General features: G+C 65.0%; 22 protein-coding genes and 1 tRNA gene. 6 read left to right on the top strand and 17 right to left on the bottom strand.

Annotated features, from left to right (window positions below):
- Positions 1 to 82 precede the first annotated feature (82 nt).
- Together nagZ and uvrB are read right to left on the bottom strand one after the other, a co-directional pair.
- Positions 83 to 1126: a beta-N-acetylhexosaminidase gene (gene nagZ, locus G335_RS0111120; protein WP_018176801.1), complete on the bottom strand. Its 1044-nt coding sequence runs from the start codon at positions 1124 to 1126 to the stop codon at positions 83 to 85.
- 42 nt (positions 1127 to 1168) lie between these two features.
- A complete protein-coding gene (uvrB, locus tag G335_RS0111125; RefSeq protein ID WP_018176802.1) occupies positions 1169 to 3199 on the bottom strand; it encodes an excinuclease ABC subunit UvrB in 2031 nt (676 codons plus the stop codon).
- An 84-nt stretch (positions 3200 to 3283) separates the two neighbouring features.
- Here uvrB and G335_RS0111130 point away from each other — a divergent pair, with 84 nt between their 5' ends.
- A complete protein-coding gene (locus tag G335_RS0111130; RefSeq protein ID WP_018145691.1) occupies positions 3284 to 4474 on the top strand; it encodes a pyridoxal phosphate-dependent aminotransferase in 1191 nt (396 codons plus the stop codon).
- Between the two features lie 83 nt (positions 4475 to 4557).
- Positions 4558 to 4633, top strand: a tRNA-Asn gene (locus G335_RS0111135).
- A gap of 65 nt (positions 4634 to 4698) precedes the next feature.
- Here the strand turns inward: G335_RS0111135 and G335_RS0111140 are convergent.
- Both G335_RS0111140 and G335_RS0111145 read right to left on the bottom strand, forming a co-directional pair.
- Positions 4699 to 5616: a c-type cytochrome gene (locus tag G335_RS0111140; protein WP_018176803.1), complete on the bottom strand. Its 918-nt coding sequence runs from the start codon at positions 5614 to 5616 to the stop codon at positions 4699 to 4701.
- A gap of 3 nt (positions 5617 to 5619) precedes the next feature.
- Positions 5620 to 6087, bottom strand: a complete 468-nt coding sequence (locus G335_RS0111145) for a cytochrome c (protein WP_018176804.1) — start codon at positions 6085 to 6087, stop codon at positions 5620 to 5622.
- A gap of 209 nt (positions 6088 to 6296) precedes the next feature.
- On the opposite strand from G335_RS0111145, the gene G335_RS0111150 reads away from it, so the two are divergent.
- Positions 6297 to 6968: an L-fuculose-phosphate aldolase gene (locus G335_RS0111150; protein ID WP_018176805.1), complete on the top strand. Its 672-nt coding sequence runs from the start codon at positions 6297 to 6299 to the stop codon at positions 6966 to 6968.
- A gap of 22 nt (positions 6969 to 6990) precedes the next feature.
- Here the strand turns inward: G335_RS0111150 and G335_RS0111155 are convergent, their stop codons facing one another.
- A complete protein-coding gene (locus tag G335_RS0111155) occupies positions 6991 to 7545 on the bottom strand; it encodes an NUDIX domain-containing protein (protein WP_018176806.1) in 555 nt (184 codons plus the stop codon).
- Positions 7546 to 7687: 142 nt separating this feature from the next.
- Here G335_RS0111155 and hspQ point away from each other — a divergent pair, with 142 nt between their 5' ends.
- From hspQ to G335_RS0111170, 3 genes are read left to right on the top strand one after another with little or no spacing between them, the layout of a single operon-like run.
- Positions 7688 to 8008, top strand: coding sequence for a heat shock protein HspQ (gene hspQ, locus G335_RS0111160; RefSeq protein ID WP_018169763.1), 321 nt, complete (start codon positions 7688 to 7690; stop codon positions 8006 to 8008).
- Positions 8009 to 8029: 21 nt separating this feature from the next.
- Positions 8030 to 9715 (top strand): dihydroxy-acid dehydratase, encoded by a 1686-nt coding sequence (gene ilvD / locus G335_RS0111165; protein WP_018176807.1) that lies wholly within the window; start codon positions 8030 to 8032, stop codon positions 9713 to 9715.
- Positions 9716 to 9737: 22 nt separating this feature from the next.
- Positions 9738 to 10424: a rhomboid family intramembrane serine protease gene (locus tag G335_RS0111170; RefSeq protein WP_018145698.1), complete on the top strand. Its 687-nt coding sequence runs from the start codon at positions 9738 to 9740 to the stop codon at positions 10422 to 10424.
- A gap of 27 nt (positions 10425 to 10451) precedes the next feature.
- Here the strand turns inward: G335_RS0111170 and galU are convergent, their stop codons facing one another.
- The 12 genes from galU to pheA all read right to left on the bottom strand — a co-directional run bounded on the left by galU (position 10452) and on the right by pheA (position 21499).
- The gene (galU, locus tag G335_RS0111175; RefSeq protein ID WP_018169761.1) at positions 10452 to 11330 is read right to left on the bottom strand and encodes a UTP--glucose-1-phosphate uridylyltransferase GalU; all 879 of its coding nucleotides are present in this window, start codon (positions 11328 to 11330) and stop codon (positions 10452 to 10454) included.
- A 113-nt stretch (positions 11331 to 11443) separates the two neighbouring features.
- On the bottom strand, positions 11444 to 11725 hold the full coding sequence (locus tag G335_RS0111180; RefSeq protein WP_018145700.1) for a ComEA family DNA-binding protein: 282 nt from the start codon (positions 11723 to 11725) through the stop codon (positions 11444 to 11446).
- Between the two features lie 99 nt (positions 11726 to 11824).
- Positions 11825 to 12544 (bottom strand): orotidine-5'-phosphate decarboxylase, encoded by a 720-nt coding sequence (gene pyrF, locus G335_RS0111185; protein ID WP_018169760.1) that lies wholly within the window; start codon positions 12542 to 12544, stop codon positions 11825 to 11827.
- Positions 12541 to 13773: a tetratricopeptide repeat protein gene (locus tag G335_RS0111190; protein ID WP_018169759.1), complete on the bottom strand. Its 1233-nt coding sequence runs from the start codon at positions 13771 to 13773 to the stop codon at positions 12541 to 12543. Before G335_RS0111190 ends, pyrF begins: the two co-directional genes overlap by 4 nt.
- A 69-nt stretch (positions 13774 to 13842) precedes the next feature.
- Positions 13843 to 14160: a lipopolysaccharide assembly protein LapA domain-containing protein gene (locus G335_RS0111195; RefSeq protein ID WP_018176808.1), complete on the bottom strand. Its 318-nt coding sequence runs from the start codon at positions 14158 to 14160 to the stop codon at positions 13843 to 13845.
- Between the two features lie 9 nt (positions 14161 to 14169).
- Positions 14170 to 14466: an integration host factor subunit beta gene (locus G335_RS0111200; RefSeq protein ID WP_018145704.1), complete on the bottom strand. Its 297-nt coding sequence runs from the start codon at positions 14464 to 14466 to the stop codon at positions 14170 to 14172.
- A 93-nt stretch (positions 14467 to 14559) separates the two neighbouring features.
- The gene (rpsA, locus tag G335_RS0111205) at positions 14560 to 16230 is read right to left on the bottom strand and encodes a 30S ribosomal protein S1 (RefSeq protein ID WP_018650149.1); all 1671 of its coding nucleotides are present in this window, start codon (positions 16228 to 16230) and stop codon (positions 14560 to 14562) included.
- A gap of 85 nt (positions 16231 to 16315) precedes the next feature.
- Positions 16316 to 17023, bottom strand: coding sequence for a (d)CMP kinase (cmk, locus tag G335_RS0111210; protein ID WP_018176809.1), 708 nt, complete (start codon positions 17021 to 17023; stop codon positions 16316 to 16318).
- Positions 17020 to 18324 carry a 3-phosphoshikimate 1-carboxyvinyltransferase gene (gene aroA, locus G335_RS0111215; protein WP_018176810.1) on the bottom strand — a complete coding sequence of 435 codons (1305 nt, stop codon included), beginning with the start codon at positions 18322 to 18324 and terminating at the stop codon, positions 17020 to 17022. Before aroA ends, cmk begins: the two co-directional genes overlap by 4 nt.
- A gap of 6 nt (positions 18325 to 18330) precedes the next feature.
- On the bottom strand, positions 18331 to 19212 hold the full coding sequence (locus G335_RS0111220; RefSeq protein ID WP_018176811.1) for a prephenate dehydrogenase/arogenate dehydrogenase family protein: 882 nt from the start codon (positions 19210 to 19212) through the stop codon (positions 18331 to 18333).
- Positions 19209 to 20366: a histidinol-phosphate transaminase gene (hisC, locus tag G335_RS0111225; protein WP_026304830.1), complete on the bottom strand. Its 1158-nt coding sequence runs from the start codon at positions 20364 to 20366 to the stop codon at positions 19209 to 19211. Before hisC ends, G335_RS0111220 begins: the two co-directional genes overlap by 4 nt.
- A gap of 17 nt (positions 20367 to 20383) precedes the next feature.
- Positions 20384 to 21499 carry a prephenate dehydratase gene (gene pheA, locus G335_RS0111230; RefSeq protein ID WP_018176813.1) on the bottom strand — a complete coding sequence of 372 codons (1116 nt, stop codon included), beginning with the start codon at positions 21497 to 21499 and terminating at the stop codon, positions 20384 to 20386.

Raw genomic sequence — 21499 nt, forward strand, 5'->3', positions numbered from 1 at the left:
TATTACTAGCTGCTCAACTGCAAACCGGTGGCGCATTATAGGCGGCTCGGCACGCGGGTGCCAATGCGCCCTTTCCATGGGGTTATGCCGTGGCGATCTGGCTCGCTTGAGTCCAGCGCGCCAACTGCTCGCGCAGTGCGACGAGACGCTGTGGATCAGGCTCCACTGGGCGCGCCCGCAAGCGTTCCAGTCGACGCCGCGATTCAGGTGACAACGGCTGATCCGTCTGGGCGGCAAGGATGATGTCGGCTTGTTCCGGCTGGTTGCAAATCAGCACCATGTCGCAGCCGGCCGCACGTGCGGCCGCAGCGCGCTCGGCGGGCCCGCCAATGCCCTCCGCTCCAGCCATGGCGAGGTCGTCGCTGAGGATCGCCCCGCGGTAGCGCAGTTCGCGGCGCAGGATGTCCTGCAGCCAGACGCGCGAGAAGCCCGCGGGATGTTCATCCACCTGTGGGTATACGACGTGGGCCGGCATGATGGCCTCGAGGTCCCCAAGCACCGGGCGAAATGCCTCCAGATCCTGATTCTCGATCTCGGAGAGTGGACGGTCGTCGACCGGCAAGGCCACGTGCGAATCCGCGGCAACAGCCCCGTGACCCGGGAAATGCTTGCCCACGGCCGCCATGCCGGCCGCGGACAGGCCCCGGATCAACTCGCCGGCCAGGCGCGCGATCACGTCCGGGTCATAATGGAAGGCACGATCACCGATGATCTCGCTGATGTCGAGGTCGCGATCCAGCACCGGGGTAAAGCTGAAGTCGATGTCCACCGAGCGCAGCTCGCGCCCGAGAAGTTCGCCGGTCGCATGCGCGAGCTCGCAGGCCTTGTTGCGGTCGTAATCGTGGACGTGGCCCAGCTGACGCATCGGCGGGATGGCGGTGAAGCCATCGCGCAGCCGTTGCACCCGCCCGCCCTCCTGGTCCACCGCAATCAGGATGCCGGGGCGCTCGGCGCGAATGGCGGCGACCAGCGCGCTCACCTGCTCCGCAGCGCCGACGTTGCGGGCGAACAGGATCACGCCGCCGGTGGCGGGATGACGCAGGCGTTCACGGTCTTCGGGAGTCAGTTCGGTACCGGCGACATCGAGCATCACCGGACCCAGGGGCAAGGGGTCGTTCTTGGACATTACTCAGGGGCTCGATTCGGCGCTCCCGCGGGAGCCATCTTTTCAGGATAGCGAGGCTTCGGGGAGAAAGGCGAGTGCCTTGAGCTTTTCGATGCGGTTGCGAATGCGGGCGGCCTCCTCGAACTCGAGGTCGCGGGCCTTGGCAAACATCTCTTGTTCCAGGCGCTCGATCTCCTTGGTCGCATTCTCCGGCGCGCCCACGTAATCGGCGCCCTCCTCCGCCACCTTCCGGCCTCGTCGGCCACCGGCGCCGGGCATCGCGTTGCGCGCCTCCAGGATGTCCGCAACGTTCTTGCGAATGCCCTTGGGCGTGATCCCGTGGGCCTCATTGTGCTCGATCTGCTTGGCCCGGCGGCGCTCGGTCTCGTCGATCGCGCGCCGCATGGATCCGGTCACCTTGTCGGCGTACAGGATCGCCTTGCCGTTGACGTTGCGCGCGGCGCGGCCGATGGTCTGGATCAGCGAACGATCGGAGCGCAGGAAGCCCTCCTTGTCGGCATCCAGGATCGCCACCAGCGAGACCTCCGGCATGTCCAGGCCTTCGCGCAGCAGGTTGATCCCCACCAGCACATCGAACTCGCCCAGGCGCAGGTCGCGGATGATCTCCATGCGCTCGACGGTATCGATATCCGAGTGCAGGTAGCGCACGCGTACCCCGTGCTCGGACAGATAATCCGTCAAGTCCTCGGCCATGCGTTTGGTCAGCGTGGTGATCAGGACGCGCTCGTTGCATTCGACCCGATCGCGAATCTCGGAGAGTGCGTCGTCCACCTGGGTACCGGCCGGGCGGATCTCCAGGATCGGGTCCAGCAACCCGGTCGGGCGCACCACCTGGTCCACGATCGCGTCGGCACGCTCACGCTCATAGGGCCCCGGGGTGGCGGAGACGTAGATCGTCTGCGGCTGCAAGGCCTCGAACTCCTCGAAACGCAGCGGCCGGTTGTCCAGCGCCGACGGCAGGCGAAAGCCGTATTCCACCAGCGTCTCCTTGCGCGAACGGTCGCCCTTGTACATCCCGCCCACCTGCGGGACCGACACGTGCGACTCGTCGATCACCAACAGCGCATCCTTGGGCAGGTAGTCGAAAAAGGTCGGTGGCGGCTCGCCCGGGGCGCGGCCGGAGAGGTAGCGCGAGTAGTTCTCGATGCCGTTGCAGTAGCCGATCTCGAGGATCATCTCCAGATCGAACAGCGTGCGTTGCTCCAGACGCTGCGCTTCGACCAGCCGGTCTTCCTTGCGCAGAAAGTCCAGGCGCTCCTTCAATTCGTCGCGGATGTGGTCCACCGCCCCCAACAGGGTTTCGCGCGGCGTCACGTAGTGGGTCTTCGGGTAGATCGTCAGGCGCGGGACGGTGCGCAGCTGTTCGCCGGTCAGGGGGTCGAAATACGACAGCCGTTCCACCTCGTCGTCGAACAGCTCGATGCGCACCGCCTCGATGTCCGACTCCGCCGGGTGGATGTCGATGACTTCGCCGCGGACGCGGTAGGTCGCTCGGCGCAACTCCGCATCGTTGCGGGTGTACTGCAACTCCGCCAGGCGCCGCAGCAAGTCGCGCTGGTCAATACGCTCGCCGCGCTCCAGATGCAGCACCATGGAGAGATACTTGCGCGGATCGCCCAGGCCGTAAATCGCGGAGACCGACGCCACGATGATCGCATCGCGCCGCTCCAGCAACGCACGCGTGGCCGACAGGCGCATCTGCTCGATGTGGTCGTTGATCGACGCGTCCTTCTCGATATAGGTATCCGAGGACGGGACGTAGGCCTCCGGCTGGTAGTAATCGTAGTAGGAAACGAAATACTCCACCGTGTTGTTCGGGAAAAACTCCTTGAATTCCCCGTACAATTGGGCGGCCAGGGTCTTGTTTGGCGCCAGGATGATGGTGGGGCGCTGGATATTCTCGATCACATTGGCGATGGTGAACGTCTTGCCCGACCCGGTGACCCCGAGCAGGACCTGATGTGCCAGGCCCGCCTCGAGGCCTTCGGTCAATGCCGCGATCGCCGCGGGCTGGTCGCCAGCCGGCTGGTATTCGGACACCACCTGGAATTGTTCGCCTTCGCCTGGCTGCACCTTATCCTCCGCGCCTGATTTCAGTATCATTTCGCACCCGACCGCCCGCGCGGCCCTTCGCCCCGATCACACAGAGGCCCCACCTTGGAAATCGAGCTCTCCGACCGCGTCCAGCGCATCCAGCCCTCCCCCACTCTCGCCGTCAGCGCCCTGGCCGCCCAGCTGCGAGCCGAGGGTCGGGATATTGTCGGGCTGGGGGCCGGAGAACCGGATTTCGATACCCCCGAGCATATCAAGCAGGCCGCGGTCGACGCGCTTGCCCGCGGAGAAACCAAGTACACTCCGGTGGACGGAACGGTCAGTCTCAAGGCCGCCATCATTCGGAAATTCGATCGCGACAACGGCCTGACGTTCACCCCCGACCAGATCCTGGTCTCCTCCGGCGGCAAGCAGAGCATCTTCAACCTCTGCCAGGCCCTGCTGAACCCGGGCGACGAAGTGGTGATCCCCGCCCCCTACTGGGTCTCCTACCCGGATATTGCCCTGCTCGCCGGCGCCCGCCCGGTGGTCGTCAGCGCAGAGCAGGAAGCCGGCTTCCGCATCACCGGCGCACAGCTGGAAGCGGCGATCACCCCGAACACCCGCCTGGTGTTCCTGAACAGCCCGTCCAACCCCACAGGTGCCGCCTATTCGGCCGAGCAACTGACGGAACTGGCCGAGGTCCTGCGACGCCATCCGCGCGTCGTCATCGCCACCGACGACATGTACGAGCACATCCTGTTCGGCTCCACGCCGTTCGTGAACATCGTCAACGTGGCCCCGGACCTGCTGGACCGTACCGTGGTCCTGAACGGCGTTTCCAAGGCCTACGCGATGACCGGCTGGCGTATCGGCTACGCCGGTGGACCCAAAAACCTGATCGCGGCGATGAAGAAGATCCAGTCGCAAAGCACCTCCAACCCGACTTCCATTGCCCAGGCCGGGGCCGAGGCCGCGCTCGATGGCGATCAGGACTGCGTGGTCGCCATGTGCTCCGCCTTTGCCGAGCGGGCACGTCGCGTGGTGGACGGCCTCAATGCCATCGACGGGATCGAGTGCCTGATGCCAGACGGTACGTTCTACTGCTTCCCGCGCGTCACCGGATTGATGCAGGCCGCGGACATCGATACCGATGTGGCCCTGACCAAGCAGCTGCTGGACGAGGTGGGGGTGGCCCTGGTGCCGGGCAGCGCCTTCGGGGCTCCGGGCCATGTTCGCGTCTCGTTCGCCACCAGCGTCGATCAGCTCGACAAGGCCCTGGAACGCCTGCGCCAGTTCGTGGCCAACCACAGCTGAGGCCGCGAACGGCGGTAAAACGCGAAGGGCGGCCAGATTTCCCTTGACGCCCCCGCCCCGCCCCATTAGGATTTGCGCCCAATTCCCCGGTAGCTCAGTTGGTAGAGCGGGTGACTGTTAATCACTAGGTCGGCGGTTCGAGCCCGTCCCGGGGAGCCAGATACAGGAAAAGGGCCAGGTCATTGCGACCTGGCCCTTTTTCGTGGTGCGTACAGCGGTGCCGATTACTCGGGATCGTGTTCGATGGGCTCCAGAGAACCCATATAGATCGCGATGGCGCGGCGATCGGCATCGGTCAGGTGGGCAGTGCCGTGGTCGATCACGTCGGCCATGCCGCCGCCTGCAAAATCGCCGTCGCGGGTCAGGCCCATCTCCAGATAGCGCGCGATATGCCGCTCCCCCCAGCGTCCGATGCCGGTTTCGCGATCCGGGGTGATATTGGAGGCAACGTCCCCGTCGGGCAGTCGGGCGCCGGCCCCAATGCGCTTGAGGTCCAGACCACCGGTCCGCGTGCGCGGGGTATGGCACTCCATGCAGTGTCCAAGGGCGTTGGCGAGGTAGGCCCCACGGTTCCATTCGTCCGACTGGTCGGGGTCAGCCTCGAAGGTGCCCGGTTCGAAATGCAGCCACTTCCAGCCCATCAGGGATGACCGGAACTGGGCATACCAGACCAGGTCATGCGGGGTGTTTTCTCGAGCGACGGGCTCCACCTCGGACTGCAGAAAGGCCCACAGGGCTTCCACGTCTCGCGGCTGCATCTTTGTGTACGACGTATACGGAAAGGCCGGATAGTAGTGGCGTCCGTCCGGACTGCGGCCCTCCAGCAGGGCGCGCTTGAAGTCCTCTTCCGACCAGCCCCCGATGCCGTGTTCCGCATCCGGGGTGATGTTCGGACCATAGAACGCACCAAACGGGCTCTCGATCGCACGCCCGCCGGCCAGGAATTCCTTGTCTTCGGCCGTGTGGCAGGTCACGCAGCCACCGGCTCGCAAGACGTACTCACCGTAGGCGATCTGCTCGTCGGTACCCGCGGACGGGTCGTGCTCGCCAATCTGCACCCCTGCCTGCGCCGTGGCCGCCGATCCAACCAGAAAAAGGGCTGACAGACAGGCTGTCAGCCCCTTGTTGCGAACTGCCGCCATGGATCACTCGCGGCGGAAGTCGTCGTGGCAGGCCTGGCAGGACTGTCCAAGGTTGCGAAAACGAATGGCGTATTCGCCTTCGTCACCGGCTTCCACGGCTGCGTGCAGGGCCTCGGCGGCCTCCACGGTGTCATTGGAGAGCTCCTCGAAGCGCTCCCAGTCGCCCCAGATCTCTTCCTTGGCATCGGTGTCCGGGAAGTCGCTTCCCTCGGGGAAGAGGCCCGGGATGTCCTGACTGAGCGCCACCAGCTGACTGGTATGCATCTCGAGGTTGTCGCCGAACTCGGCGCCGTCCACGACCACGGCGGCAATCGCGCCCACGTTGCCACCAATGGCGCGCATCACACCCTGGCGGTAATCGATGGTGGCCTCGTGTTCATCGAAGGCGTGAACGGTACTGCCGGCACCCAGCCCGAGGGTGAGTGCGGCGGCCACGGAGGTGGCGGTAATCAGGCGTGCGACGTTCTTCATGGTGCTTCCTCCCTGTAACAAACAAGAATTCGCCGATATCGGGCGAATCGGATATTCAAGGTCACTATAGACGGACGAATGGCCCAATTTCCATGAGCGAAAATGATCACCGTTAACGGACGCCGGTTTTTCCGATTGACCACATTCCCTGCGCGGGGTCCACGGACAAAGCCGGTACAATCGAACGACCCCCACTACGCGCTAAAAAGATGATCGCAAACCCCGATTACCCCACCGACGAGACGGCCCTCCGCGAGGCCATCATCCACACCGGCATGGAGACCAATCGTCGCGGGCTCAACCAGGGCACCTCGGGCAATATCAGCGTGCGCTGCGGCGACGGCATGCTGATTACGCCCTCGGGCATCGCGTACGAGGCGTTACAGCCAGACGACCTGGTCTATATCGATGCAGACGGGCAATGGGCGCCCGGCCGCAAGCCCTCCAGCGAGTGGCACTTCCATCGCGCCATCCTGCAGGCGCGACCGGAGCTGGGAGCCGTCGTCCATGTCCATTCCGTCCATGCCAGTGTCGTGGCGATCCAGGGCCGCGACATCCCCGCGCTGCATTACATGATCGCCGCAGCCGGCGGGAACTCCATCCGTTGCGCCCCATACGCCACGTTTGGAACGGAGACCCTCTCGCAGCTCGCGGTGGCGGCCTTGCAGGACCGCACGGCTTGCCTGCTCGCAAATCACGGGATGATTGCCACCGGCACGGATCTGGCGCGCGCCCTGTGGCTCACCGAGGAGGTTGAACTCCTGGCGCGGCAATATGTGCTGAGCCTGCAGATCGGAGGGCCACAACTGCTGGACGACGCGGAGATGGATCGCGTCCTGGAAAAGTTTCGCCACTACGGGCCACAGCGCGACAGGAAATAGACACGCGTGGAGCGTGCCACCCTCAAAGACCGGGGGTGACACCTTCTCCATCGGCCAGCGGGGCCGAGCGCGGGGCGAAGTCGGCGCGATCACGGGTTTCCAGATAGTGCTGCAGGGCCCAGGTCACCGACGGGAAGGCGCGCTCCTCCGGCAGTTCATCGAATCGGAACAGGCCGACCTCTTCCGATTCAGGGCCCGGCGCAATCGCATCGCTCAGCAAGCGCGCCCGATAGATCATCTGCACATGCCCGATGTGCGGGACGCTATAGACGCCCAGCAACTGACCGATTTCCAGATCGGCCCGCGCCTCCTCCCAGGCCTCGCGGCGGGCCCCCTCGGCCGGGCTTTCCCCCTTTTCCATGAACCCCGCCGGCAGGGTCCAGAAACCACGACGCGGCTGAATGGCCCTTCGACAAAGCAATACGCGGTCTTCCCAGATGGCCACGCTGCCGACGATGATTCGCGGGTTTTCGTAGTCAACGAAGCCACAATGGTCGCAGACACGCCGTTCGCGATCATCGCCTTCGGGGATATGGTGATGGAAGCTGGCGTCCAGCCTGTTTTGATTGCGACTCATGGCGGTACCGTTAGGGGCGTTATAGCTTTAAATACAAAGTCGTACAGTGCCATGCGGTGCACCAGAGAGCCGAGCTCGAACACGCGCCGGTGGCCGCGGTCCACAATAGAGGCTTGCGCACCGAGGCAGTACAGAGGCGAACATGACCACACGCACACGCTTTACCGTTGGTGAGCTCATTCACCATACCAAGTTCGATTACCGGGGTGTGATCGTCGATGTGGATCCGGTGTACGCCGGGTCGGACGAATGGTACGAAACCGTGGCCAAGAGCCGCCCACCCAAAGACCAGCCGTGGTATCACGTGCTGGTGGACGGCTATTCGCACAGCACCTACGTGGCCGAACGCCACCTGGAGCCGGATACTCGCGGCGAACAGATCGAACACCCCGCCCTCGGGCAGTTCTTCGATCGTTTCATGAACGGCCGCTACTCGCGCCACGGCGAGCCCGGCGCCCACTAACCCACAACTGCAGGGAAGACCATGGCACAGGACAACCGCCGCAGCCGCGTCGTCACCGAAGGGCCCCGCCGCACGCCCAACCGCGCCATGCTGCGCGCAGTCGGCTTCGGCGACGACGACTTTCAGCGCCCGATCGTGGGCATTGCCAACGCGCACAGCACGATCACGCCCTGCAACATGGGCATTGGTGCCCTCGCCGCCCGCGCCGAACAGGCGGTGCGGCAAGCCGGGGGCATGCCACAGACCTTTGGCACCATCACCATCTCCGACGGCATCTCCATGGGGACGCCGGGGATGAAGTACTCGCTGGTCTCGCGCGAGGTCATCGCCGACGCCATCGAGACCGTAGTCAACGGCCAGAGCCTGGACGGCATTCTCGCCACCGGCGGCTGCGACAAGAACATGCCCGGGGCGATGATTGCCCTGGCCCGTCTCAACGTGCCGGGCATCTTCGTCTACGGCGGAACCATCAAGCCCGGGCACTACAAGGGTCAGGACCTGACTATCGTCAGCGCCTTCGAGGCCGTGGGCCAGCATGGTGCCGGCAATCTGTCCGACGAGGACCTTCAGGGCGTGGAACGCAACGCCTGCCCCGGCGCCGGCTCCTGCGGCGGCATGTTCACCGCCAATACCATGTCGAGTGCCTTCGAGGCCATGGGCATGAGCCTCCCCGGTTCGTCCACCCAGGCCGCCGAGGACCCGGAAAAGGGCGATTCGGCCGCCCGGTCGGCCGAGGTCCTGGTAGCGGCCATCCACGCGAACCGGCGCCCGCGCGACATCCTGACCCGCGAGGCCTTCGAGAACGCTCTCGCCGTGGTGATGGCCATCGGGGGCTCCACCAACGCAGTACTCCACCTGCTGGCGATTGCGCATGCCGCCGAGGTCCCCCTGGACATCGACGACGTCGAGCGCATCCGCCGCAAGGTCCCCGTGCTGTGCGACCTGAAGCCTTCCGGACGCTACGTGACCACCCAGTTCCATGCGGTGGGCGGCACGCCCCAGGTGATGAAGATGCTCCTGAATGCCGGGCTGATGCACGGTGAGTGCCTGACCATTACCGGGGCCACCCTGGCCGAGACCCTGGCGGAGATCCCCGATACGCCCTCCCCGGATCAGGAGATCATCCGCCCGCTGGAGCGGCCCCTGTACCCACACGGGCACCTGGCCATCCTCAAGGGCAATCTCGCGACCGAGGGCGCGGTGGCCAAGATCACCGGACTCAAGCGGACCGCCATCGCCGGCCCCGCGCGCTGCTTCGACTCCGAGGAGGCCTGCCTGGATGCCATCCTCGACGGCCAGATCCAGGCCGGCGATATCCTCGTCATCCGCTACGAGGGGCCGCGTGGGGGTCCCGGCATGCGCGAGATGCTCGCGCCGACCGCCGCGATCATCGGTGCGGGCCTGGGAGATTCCGTTGGTCTGATTACCGACGGGCGGTTCTCCGGCGGGACGTACGGAATGGTGGTTGGACATGTCGCCCCCGAGGCGGCGACCGGCGGCACGATTGCGCTGGTCCGGGACGGGGATACGATCGAGATCGATGCCGGCGAAAACCGGCTCACGCTGCAGGTCGACGAAGCCGAGCTGGAACACCGCCGCGCCGCCTGGGAGCCGCCGGTGCCCCGCTTTGACCGCGGGGTCCTGGCGAAATACTCGCGTATCGTGGGCTCGGCCAGTCGCGGTGCCGTAACCGACGATTTCACCTGACGGCGGGGAGCAAAAGAGTCCGATGACACACCCGGACCCCCGCCACCCCGACTTCAGCATGATGCCGCCGGTGATCGGCTTCCTGCTGATCGCCAACGTGGGCCTGTTCCTCACTATGCCGTGGCTGGGTGACTGGTTGATCACCCATTTCGGGCTCTGGCCCATCGGCACGCCGGCCACCGTCCATCAGGACGGCAGCTGGATGCGGGTGCCCGACTTCCAGCTCTGGCAGCTGGTCAGTTACGGCTTTCTGCACGGCGGTCCAGTCCATTTGTTCGTAAACCTGTTCGCCGTATGGATGCTGGGCGTGCAGATCGAGAACGCGTGGGGTTCACGCACCTTCGGGACCTACTTTCTGGTGTGCGTGATCGGCGCCGGGCTGGTGCAGCTGGTCATCACTGCCCACGGCAACGGTGACATGATCTACCCGACCATCGGGGCCTCGGGCGGGGTATTCGGGGTTCTGCTCGCGTTCGGGATGATGTTCCCCAACCAGCGCCTGTTCCTGATCTTCCTGCCGATCCCGATCAAGGCCAAGTACTTCGTGATCGGCTACGGTGCGCTGGAGCTGTACCTGGGGATCTCCGGCACGCTCGCCGGCATCGCCCATTTCGCTCATCTGGGCGGGATGGCCTTCGGCTTCCTGCTCATCCAGTACTGGCGCGGGCGCCTGCCGATCCGCCCGCGTCAGCGCCGTTTCTGGTGGTGACAGGACCCGCCGAGGCTCGGCGTCTCCCTAGCGGTTGCGGAGATACTCGGCGAAGTCGTCTTTCAGCTCCGGGTGGTTCAGAGCGAGCTCCACGGTCGCCTCCAGATAGCCCAGCTTGGAACCGCAATCGAAGCGGCGCCCCTCGAAGTTGAAGGCCGTTACCCGCTCCAGCTCCAGCAACCGCGCGATGGCATCGGTCAGCTGGATCTCGCCGCCGGCCCCTGGCTTTTGCGTGGCCAGCATCTCGAAGATTCTCGGGGTCAGGATGTAACGCCCCACCACCGCCACGTTCGACGGGGCCTGGTCCGGATCGGGCTTCTCGACGATCCCCTTCACATCCCAGCTGCGCGGGCCGGTCTTCACTGGATCGATGATCCCGTACTGATGTGTGCGGTCACCCGGCACTTCTTCCACCCCGAGCACGCTGCACCCGTGCTCGGCGTATTGCTCCACCATCTGCCGCGTCGCCCCACCATTACTTGACTCAATCAGGTCGTCCGCCAGGATCACGGCAAAGGGTTCGTTACGCACAATCGGATGGGCACAGGCCACCGCATGGCCGAGACCCAGCGCATCGGACTGGCGCACATAGACACAGGTCACGTTCGGCGGAACGATATTACGCACCTGCTCCAGGAGCTCTGTCTTGCCACGCTCCTCCAGCTCGTGTTCCAGCTCGTAAGCCTTGTCGAAGTGGTCCGGAATGGAGCGCTTGTTGCGCCCGGTCACGAACACCAGGGTCTCGATCCCCGCTTCCACCGCCTCCTCCGCTGCGTACTGGATCAGCGGCTTGTCCACGATCGGCAGCATCTCCTTCGGATTCGCCTTGGTGGCCGGCAGAAAACGCGTACCCATGCCGGCAACCGGGAACACGGCAGTACGGATCGGTGGGTGATTCTGGCTCATTCCATCTCCTGGGCGCTCAATAACGAACCCCTGGCCCACGCGTCCTGCCGGACCCATTGACCAGGGGCTGGAACCGGATGGCAGCACACGCCGCCATCCACTACGCTACAACGTTACTCGACGACGATGCGGTCGAGATTCATCTCCACGGTGCGTTCACCAATCCCGGAGACCTCGGTCAGTGCCTGCACCGAAGCGAACTCACCGTGTGCCTCGCGGTGCTCCACGATCGCCTGGGCCTTCACCGGACCGACGTTGTCCAGCGCGGCCAGCTCTTCGGCGGATGCGCCATTCACGTTGAGCGGCTGGCCTCCCGAGGCCGTAACCATCACCAACGGCAGGACGCAAAGGCCCGCCAGGGCCCAGCACTTCGCGCATTGAAAAAGCTTCTTCATGAAAACGCTCCTTATCTTCATTGAACGATCGGTGCATCCATGCACCAACGGCATCCTAGCGGGATTGATGCCCTGCGAAAACCCCTCCAATCCACGCCGTCATTCCCTCTTCCCCAATCGTGTGATGAAGGCCTCCATGGCCATGCTCGGGTCCGCGGCACGCGTGATCGGCCGGCCGACCACGATGGCGCTGGCCCCGGCCGAGATCGCCCGTTCGGGGGTCATCACCCGCTTCTGATCGTCCCCGCCCGCGTCCTCCAGCCGAATTCCGGGCGTTACCAGCAACGGATCCTCGCCGAGCAGGCGGCGCAGCATGGCGGCCTCCTGCGCCGAACAGACCAGCCCTTCCAAGCCCGCCTTGCGCACCGCCAGTTCGCCCAGAAGACGCACCTGCTCGGCCGGTTCCCGATTCACGCCGATCTCACGCAAGGTACCGGCGTCACTGGAGGTCAGCACCGTTACGGCCAGAAGTGCCGTCGTGTCATTCGTCTCGCGCACCGCCGCGTGCGCGGCGCGCATCATCTCCACACCGCCGCTGGCATGCACGTTAATCAACCAGACACCGGTCCGCGCCGCGGCCCGACAAGCCGCCGCCACCGTATTCGGGATGTCGTGGAACTTCAGATCCAGAAAGACGCGAAAACCCAGGCCGTGCAGACGGTGCAACAGTTCGGGCCCGGCGACCACGAACAGCTCAAACCCGACCTTCAGCGCGCACTGGGCTGGATCAAGCTTTCGGGCGAACGCCAGTGCGGCTTCGGCTTCGGAAAAATCGAGCGCCACAATCAGGCGCGTTGCAGGTTCCGGAATCGGATTCATGAACGGGGACTCCCTTCGCGGATTAGCGCCTCCTCGGCGGCCTCCGTCGTCTGGTCAATGTCGAAGTCGAGACCGCGCAGCGTATCCCAGCGACGACAGCTTGGGCACTGCCACACATGCGCACGCCCTTGATAGCCACAGTTCACGCACTGGTACAGATGCTGGCTCCCGAGCTGGTCCGCCAGGGCCTTCTCGAATGCTGCAAACTCCGTGCTGTATTGCTGGACCGCCGGGAGAATCTTCATCCAGCGCACCGCCTCCAGCAATCCCGAGGTCGGCACCGGGCGCTGTGCCAGGATCGAACCCAGCTCCATCAGCGCGGCATCCAGTCGGCCAGTGCGTCGATAAAGACGCATCAGGGCGATGCGCGCCATCGTGATCCCACGGTTGCGCGCAAGATCGTCGAGGAGCTCCTCCAGCTGACCTAGACGATTCTCCCCAGGCAGCTCCTGATGCAACCGCTCGATACGCGGTACCAGCAAGGGCGCCAGCTGCGGGGTACGCGCCACCGCATCGCGTCCGAATCCGATCGCCTCGCGGATCTCGCCCTTGCGTGCCGCGATCTCCGACTGGATCAGCAGTGCCCGCGAAAGCCCCGGCACCAGGCCCTCGGCCTGCTCCGCGCGCGCTCTGGCGCTTTCCCAGTCACCCTTGTCCAGCGCGATCTGGGCCAGTTCGCAATGATAATGCGCGATCCTCTGATGCTCGTGCGCGACCCCATGTTCTTTCAGCCGGTCGCCCACCTCGATCGCACGCTCCCATTCCCGCTGGGTCTCGTAGACCTGACGCAGGCCTTCCAGTGCGGCGACCGCCTGATGCGGCGAATCCGCCAATTCACGAAACACCGCCTCCGCCCGATCCAATACGCCGGCCAGGAGAAAATCCTCGCCCAGTTCGCACAGGGCCTGCGCCCGCTGCGCCGCGGGCAGCGTGGGCCGCGCGACCAGGTTCTGATGGATACGGATGGCGCGGTCGACCTCGCCCCGGCGCCGGAAGAGCCGGCCCAGGATCACATGGGTCTCGAAGGTTTCGTGATCGACTTCCACCATTTCGATGAAGGCCTGAAGGGCATCATCCGTGCGGTCGTCGAGGAGGTGGCGCACACCTTCCAGGTAGCGATCCAGTGACGGCTCCCGTTCCTCACGGTCTTCCGGCACGCCGTAACGCGCGAGCCACCAGCCACTCGCAGCCGCAATAGGTAGCAGCAACCAGAACCAGTCGTCGATCATGAGCGAGAATGGTTCCCGGATGAGAAAAGAAACGTGTGGGGCGTCAGTGGCCGCATGCGCGCCACGTGACTAGTAGAAATCCCGCATGGGTGCGGTACGCAACTGCTCGACCTCGACCTTGAGGGCATGGTTCTGTTCGCGCAGGTCTGCAATCTTTTGACGCAACCGGCGCAGCCGCAGCCAGAGTACGAGCGAAGCCAAAACGACCCCGAACAGGACCGCAATCCCGAGGAACACCACGAGCGGCGCCTCGATCTGCACACCGGGTAACGCAAGGGTCACCAGGTCTTCGTTCAATACAACAAGAATGCCAACAGCGGACGAAATCACGATAAGCGCGGCAAAGGCCACGGCATTGCGAATCTGCTGTCGACGTCGGTCGTCCACGGACGGTCCCTAGTCGTTCCCGTCGATGGAGCCGTTTACCCGTTCGCGCAATTCCTTGCCGGGCTTGAAATGGGGGACATGCTTACCGGGCAAGGCAACACCTTCACCGGTCTTGGGGTTGCGTCCCAGCCTTGGGGGCCGGAAATGGAGGGAAAAACTGCCGAAGCCCCGAATCTCTACCCGCTGCCCATTGGCCAGCGCATGACTCATCCGTTCGAGTAATGCCTTGACCGACATCTCGACATCCCTGGCAGGCAAATGTGGCGATTTCCGGGCGAGGTTCTCGATCAATTCCGATTTGGTCATCTGGCACTCGTCACAGACAGGAAGGAAACCCGGTTTCCCGGAACAAAATGGCCCACGGCACCTTCCGGCACCGTGGGCCGCTGCAGAACGGACTTAGTCGTTCTTGTCCATCTGCTCCTTGAGCAGATCGCCCAGGGTAGTACCGGTACCGGCATTGCTGCCGTAATCGGAGACCATCTCGGCTTCCTCGGCACGATCCTTGGCCTTGATCGACAGGCTGATGGCGCGGGTCTTCTTGTCAACGCCCATGAATCGGGCTTCGACGGTTTCGCCGACCTTCAGCACGGTGCTGGCATCCTCCACACGATCCTGGGAGATGTCGGCGGCACGCAGGATGCCGTCGATGCCGTCGGCCAGTTCGATCACCGCGGCCTTGGCGTCCACTTCCTTCACGGTACCGGACACGATGCTGCCCTTGCTGTGCTCGGCCACGAAGTTGGCGAACGGATCGCGGTCCAGCTGCTTCAGACCCAGGGAGATGCGCTCGCGCTCGGGATCCACGGACAGAACCACGGCCTCGACCTCGTCACCCTTCTTGAAGTTGCGGATCGCCTCTTCGCCGGCCTCGTGCCAGGACAGGTCGGAGAGGTGGATCAGGCCGTCGATGCCGCCTTCCAGGCCAACAAACACACCGAAATCGGTGATCGACTTGATCTGGCCACTGACCTTCTCGCCCCGGTTGTGGTTGGCCGCGAAGTCGTCCCACGGGTTGGACTGGCACTGCTTCATGCCCAAGGAGATGCGGCGGCGCTCTTCGTCCAGGTCCAGGATCATTACCTCGACCTCGTCACCGATGGCAACCATCTTGCCCGGGTTGACGTTCTTGTTGGTCCAGTCCATCTCGGACACGTGCACCAGGCCTTCCACGCCGTCTTCGATCTCCACGAAGCAGCCGTAATCGGTGATGTTGGTGACCTTGCCGAAGATCCGGGTACCGGTCGGGTAACGACGGGTGATGTTTTCCCACGGATCCTCGCCCAGCTGCTTCAGGCCCAGCGACACACGCATGCGCTCGCGGTCGAACTTCAGGACCTTGACCTCGACTTCCTGGCCGATCTCGACCACGTCGGACGGATGCTTGACGCGCTTCCAGGCCATATCGGTGATGTGCAGCAGGCCGTCGATGCCGCCCAGATCCAGGAACGCACCATAGTCGGTCAGGTTCTTGACGATGCCCTTGACCTGCGCGCCTTCCTGCAGGTTCTTCAGCAGCTCTTCGCGCTCGGCGCTGTATTCCTGTTCGACCACGGCGCGACGCGACACCACCACGTTGTTGCGACGGCGATCCAGCTTGATGAGCTTGAATTCCAGCTCCTTGCCTTCCAGATACGCGGTATCGCGCACCGGACGGACATCCACGAGTGAACCCGGCAGGAACGCCCGGATATCGCCCAGCTCGACGGTGTAGCCACCCTTGACCTTGCCGGAGATCTTGCCGGTGACGTACTGCTCTTCTTCCATCGCACCTTCGAGACGGTCCCAGGCCTTGGCTCGCTTGGCCTTCTCGCGCGACATGCGCGTCTCGCCGAAACCGTCTTCCGGGGTTTCGAGGGCCACTTCGACGACATCGCCGACCTTGACCTCGAGCTCACCCTCTTCGTTCATGAACTGCTCGGTGGGAATGACCCCCTCGGACTTCAGGCCGGCGTTCACCACGACGACTTCCGGGGTGACCTCAATGACGGTGGCACTGAGGATGGCACCCGGCTGCATCTGGGTGTAGGCCATGCTCTCTTCGAGCAGTTGCGCGAAACTTTCACTCATGGATTTGTGAACCTGTGGTTTAACAAATGCTTGCAGATACTTCCTGCAACCAGTTCTAGACGTTTATGATCCCGCTTCCGACGGCTTATTCCGCGGGGCGGGGGCTTTGTTCCGGGAGTACGTCCCGGAGGCGTTCCAGGATCATGTCGACCACGCCGACGATGTCCAGGTCCGTGGTATCCACTTCCCAGGCATCTTCGGCGGGCTTGAGGGGGGCCACGCTGCGTTCGCGATCACGCCGGTCGCGGGCCTCCATCTCGTCCTGAAGGGCGGAGAGATTAGCACTAAGTCCTTGTTCCTTCAACTGCATGTATCGCCGCCTGGCCCGCTCCTCGGCCGAGGCCGTCAGGAAGATCTTCAGGTCCGCTTCGGGGAACACGACCGTGCCCATGTCGCGCCCGTCGGCGACCAGCCCCGGGGCCTTCGCGAAACCGCGCTGACGCTCCAACAGCGCCTCGCGCACCGCCGGAATCGCAGCCACCTGCGAGGCGTCACTGCCCGTCTGCTCCGTGCGCAGCAGTTGGTCCACGGGTGCACCTTCCAGCAGCGTGGTCACGGCCGTGGCATCCCGATTGACCTCGAAGTCCACATCCAGACCCGCGGCCAGCCGGGCCAGCGCCTCCTCGTCGGTCAGTTCCACGCCGTGCTGCCGGGCAGCCAGCCCCAACAGGCGATAGAGGGCTCCGCTATCCAGAAGATGCCAGCCCATCGCCGCCGCCACGCGCATGCAGACCGTGCCCTTCCCTGCACCGCCGGGGCCATCAATGGTCAGTACCGGAATGGCCGTATTCATGCCGCCTCCAGTTGCAGTCCAGCCTCACGCGCCAGCGCCACGAAGCCGGGGAAAGAGGTCCCCACGTTGGCGCAATCGCGGATGCGGATCGGCGCTCGGGCACGCAGCCCGGCCATCGCGAACGACATGGCGATGCGGTGATCGCCATGACTGTCGACCTCGCCCCCAGTGAAACCGTCACCGCCCTGGATGCGAATGCCATCCGGCTGCACTGCGCAGTCCACGCCCAGCGCGGCCAGACCATCGGCCATCACCTGGATACGATCACTTTCCTTGACCCGCAGCTCCTCCGCGCCGGTCAGGACCGTCTCGCCCTCGGCACAGGCCGCGGCAACGAAGATGGCCGGGAATTCATCGATTGCCAGTGGCACCAGGTGCTCGGGGATCTGGATCCCCTTCAGAGTGGCCGCCTCGACCTCGAGATCGGCCACGGGCTCGCCGCCGGCCTCGCGCTCATCGAGGACGCGGATCTCGGCGCCCATCAGACGCAGGATGTCGATCACGCCCGTGCGCGTCGGGTTGATCCCCACATGTTCCAGGCGCATGCGCGAGCCGGTGGCAATCGAGGCACCGACCAGAAAAAACGCCGCCGACGAGATGTCCGCGGGCACATCCACCGGGCTTCCGACCAGGCGCCCGCCGCCCTCGACACAGGTACGGGGGCCGTCGCGCTCCACGTGGTAGCCGAATCCGGCCAGCATCCGCTCGGTGTGATCGCGGGTGGGCGCCGGCTCGGTCACGCAGGTCCTGCCGTCCGCCCAAAGACCTGCCAACAACAGGGCCGACTTCACCTGGGCACTGGCGACTTTCAATACATGGTCCGTACCCCGCAACGGGGCCCCGCCGTGTACCCGCAACGGTGGCGTTCCGGTCGCGCTGGTATCGATGTGCGCACCCATGTGCGCGAGCGGGTCGGTGACTCGGCGCATCGGCCGCCCGCTCAGGGAGCGATCACCGATCAGCTCGCTGTCGAACGCCTGACCGGCCAGTACGCCGCACAGCAGCCGCATCGCCGTCCCCGAGTTGCCCATGTCCAGCGCCGCCGCCGGGGCCTTGAGCCCGTGCACGCCGGCACCCTGAATGCGTACATCGCCTGGCCCAGTCCGCTCGATCGCCACGCCCATCGCACGAAACGCCTCCAGTGTCGCAATACAATCGGCCCCCTCGAGGAATCCGGTCACACGCGTCTCGCCCTCGGCCAGCGCACCCAGCATGATCGCCCGGTGGGAGATCGACTTGTCGCCCGGCACGCGGGCGCGGCCCGAAAGCTGCCCTCCGGGCTGTACGGTAAAGGTATTCATCGATTTTCAGGTATCCAGTTGTGCGTCCGCGGGGTCGCAAAGGCGATCGCGGGTTTCCTTGGCGTGTTCAAAGCTCTGTTCGATGGTCGCGGCATCGCCGTGCTCGATGGCGCTGCGCAAACCCTCCAGATCGGCCTGGTACTGGCCGATCACCTCGAGGATGGCGGTGCGATTGGCGAGGCAGATATCCCGCCAGACCACCGGATCGCTGGAGGCGATGCGCGTGAAATCGCGAAAGCCCCCGGCGGCGTAATGAAAGATCTCGTCGCGCTCGCTCATGTTCGCAAGCGACGACACCAGTGTGAAGGCCAGCACATGGGGCAAATGACTGGTCGCGGCCAGCACCCGGTCGTGGTGCGCCGGAGTCATGTACTCGACCCGCGCCCCGGCGGCCTGCCACATCGCGGCCACTCGGTCGGTCGCCAGCGCATTCGTGGCATCGACCGGTGTCAGGATTACCAGGCGCTCACGGAACAGGGTGGCAAAGGCCGCCCCCACCCCGCTCTTCTCGGTCCCCGCAATCGGATGGCCGGGGACAAACGCGCGCGGGACCTTGCCGAAGCCGGTACCCACCGCATCGATTACGGCCTGCTTGCTGCTGCCCACATCGGTCAGCGGGCTGTCTTCGGGCCACGCCGCAGCCAGGTCGCGCGCCAGTGGCTCCATCGCCCCCAACGGGACGGCGAGCACGCCCAAGTCCGCGCCCTCGGCGGCCTCGGCGACATCGGTGGTCCAGCGATCGATCACGCCCAGGCGCTGCGCCTCGCGCAGGTTGTCTGCATTGCGCGAACAACCCACGATCTCGCGCACGGCCCCCGCCTCGCGCAGGGCCAGGGCCAGCGAACCGCCGATCAGCCCAACGCCGAAGATGACCAGCCGTTCGATCACGCCAGGGCCTTTTTCAGGGCCGCGAGAAAGCGGTCATTGTCCGCACGGGTCGAGATCGTGACGCGCAGATGCCCGGGGAGACCGTAATTCTCTACCGGGCGCGTAATCACGCCGTCGCGCAGCATGGCGTCATATACCGGGCCCGGGTCACGGCCGGTATCGAAGGTCACGAAATTGCCCACCGACGGGATCACACGCAAGCCCAGCTCGCGCAGGGCGACGCTCACCTGGCGAACCCCCTCCCGATTGATGGCCACCGACTTTTCCACATGCTCGTGGTCGTCCAGCGCGGCCAGGCCGGCCGCCTGGGCAATCGCATTCACATTGAACGGCTGGCGCACTCGATTCAGCAGGTCCGCGATGGCCGGCGAGCTAACCGCATAGCCGAGGCGCAGTCCGGCCAGGCCCTGGATCTTGGAGAAAGTCCGGGTGACGATCAGGTTCGGATAGCGATCCAGCCATTGCGTGGTGTCCGGATACTCGGCCTCCTCGACATATTCGAAATAGGCCTCGTCGATAACAACCACGGTCGTCACCGGCATCGCGGCCACGAAGGCTTCGAGTGCCGCCGCATCCAGCCAGGTGCCGGTCGGGTTGTTCGGGTTGGCCACGAACACGACCCGCACATCGCCATCCACCCGCGCCTGCATCGCGTCAAGATCGTGCCCGAAGGGCTGTTTCGGATGGTCGGCGGGCAGCGCCGGGGCCACTCGTGCCACAGCATCCACCGCCTGGGTCACCAGCGGATAGACCGCAAACGCGTGGGCAGAAAACACGGCAGCACGCCCCGGCGCCAGCCAGGTCCGTGCAACCAACTCCAGCACCTCGTTGGAGCCATTGCCGAGGGTGATCTGCTCCGGGGTCACGCCATGGCGTTCGGCCAGACGTGCCTTCAGCTCGAAGCCATTGCCGTCGGGATAGACATGCGCATCGGCCAACGCCGCGCGCCCGGCTTCCACCGCAAGGGGCGACGGGCCCAACGGATTCTCGTTGGAGGCCAGCTTGACTGCCTGGGTAATCCCCAGTTCGCGTTCCAGCGTGGCCACGGGCTTGCCCGGCTGGTAGGGGCTAAGCCCCTGGACGCCAGCAACCGCCAGAGTCACCGGATCAAACGCCGGGCCGGCCGTAGCGGATACGGAAGGATTGGATGCCATGCGGAAACCTCGGGGATTCAGGTGGCGGCCTGGGGATAGCTCCCCAGCACCTTGACGGTATCGGCGCTTGCGCGCAGCTGCTCCAGACATTCGCGGATCAGCGGATCCTGCTGGTGGCCGACCAGGTCGAGAAAGAACACGTAGTTCCACGGCGTGCAGCGCGACGGACGCGATTCGATACGGGTCAGGCTGATACCCGACTCGGCAATCGGCTTGAGCAGCGAATACAGCGATCCCGGGCGATTGGCGGTCGTCAGCATCACCGAGGTGCGATCCGCGCCACTGGGTTCCGTGGTGCCGGAACCGATAATCAGGAAACGTGTGGTGTTGTCGGCGCGATCCTCCACGTGCGGCGCCCGCACCGGGATCTGGTAATGGTCGGCCGCGGCCTGGCTGGCGAGTGCCGCCACGGTCGGGTCCTGCGCCGCAATCTCGGCTGCGCGGGCGTTGCTGGAGACCGCCTCGCGCTCGGCGTTCGGCAGCTCCGCGTCCAGCCACTGGCGGCATTGCGCCAGCGCCTGGGCGTGGGCCAGCACGCGCCGGACCTGACCGAGATCCTCGGCGTGCGTCAGCAGATGGTGATGAATCGGAGTCACGACCTCACCGCAGATCTGCAGCGAAGAATCCATGAAACAGTCGACCGTGTGGGTTACCACCCCCTCGGAGCTGTTCTCGATGGGCACCACGCCGAACTGCGCGCGACCGGTCTCTACGGCGTCGAACACGGCATCGATAGAGGCCAGCGGCTGGGTCTCGACCGCATGGCCGAAATGCTTGCGCGCCGCCAGATGCGTAAAGGTGCCCACCGGTCCCAGATAGGCCACATGGAGCGGATGCTCCAGCGCCAGGCATTCGGACATGATTTCGCGGAACAGCCGGGTAATCGCTTCGCCGGATAGCGGGCCGGGGTTCTGCTCACGCACCCGGCGCAGGATCTCGGCTTCGCGCTCCGGACGATAGAACACCGGATTGCTCTCCTGGCTGCGCTTCACCCGGGCCACGGCCTCGGCACAGCGGGCACGCTCGCTCAGCCGCTCGAGCAGCTCGGCATCCAGCGCGTCGATGCGCGCCCGCAGGGCAGCCAGATCTTCCTGGCCGTCGGCGGGCTGCGACGAATGCGGGTCCCCGGCCAC

This window comes from Thioalkalivibrio sp. AKL8, from assembly GCF_000380525.1.
GTDB classification, from domain to species: domain Bacteria; phylum Pseudomonadota; class Gammaproteobacteria; order Ectothiorhodospirales; family Ectothiorhodospiraceae; genus Thioalkalivibrio; species Thioalkalivibrio versutus.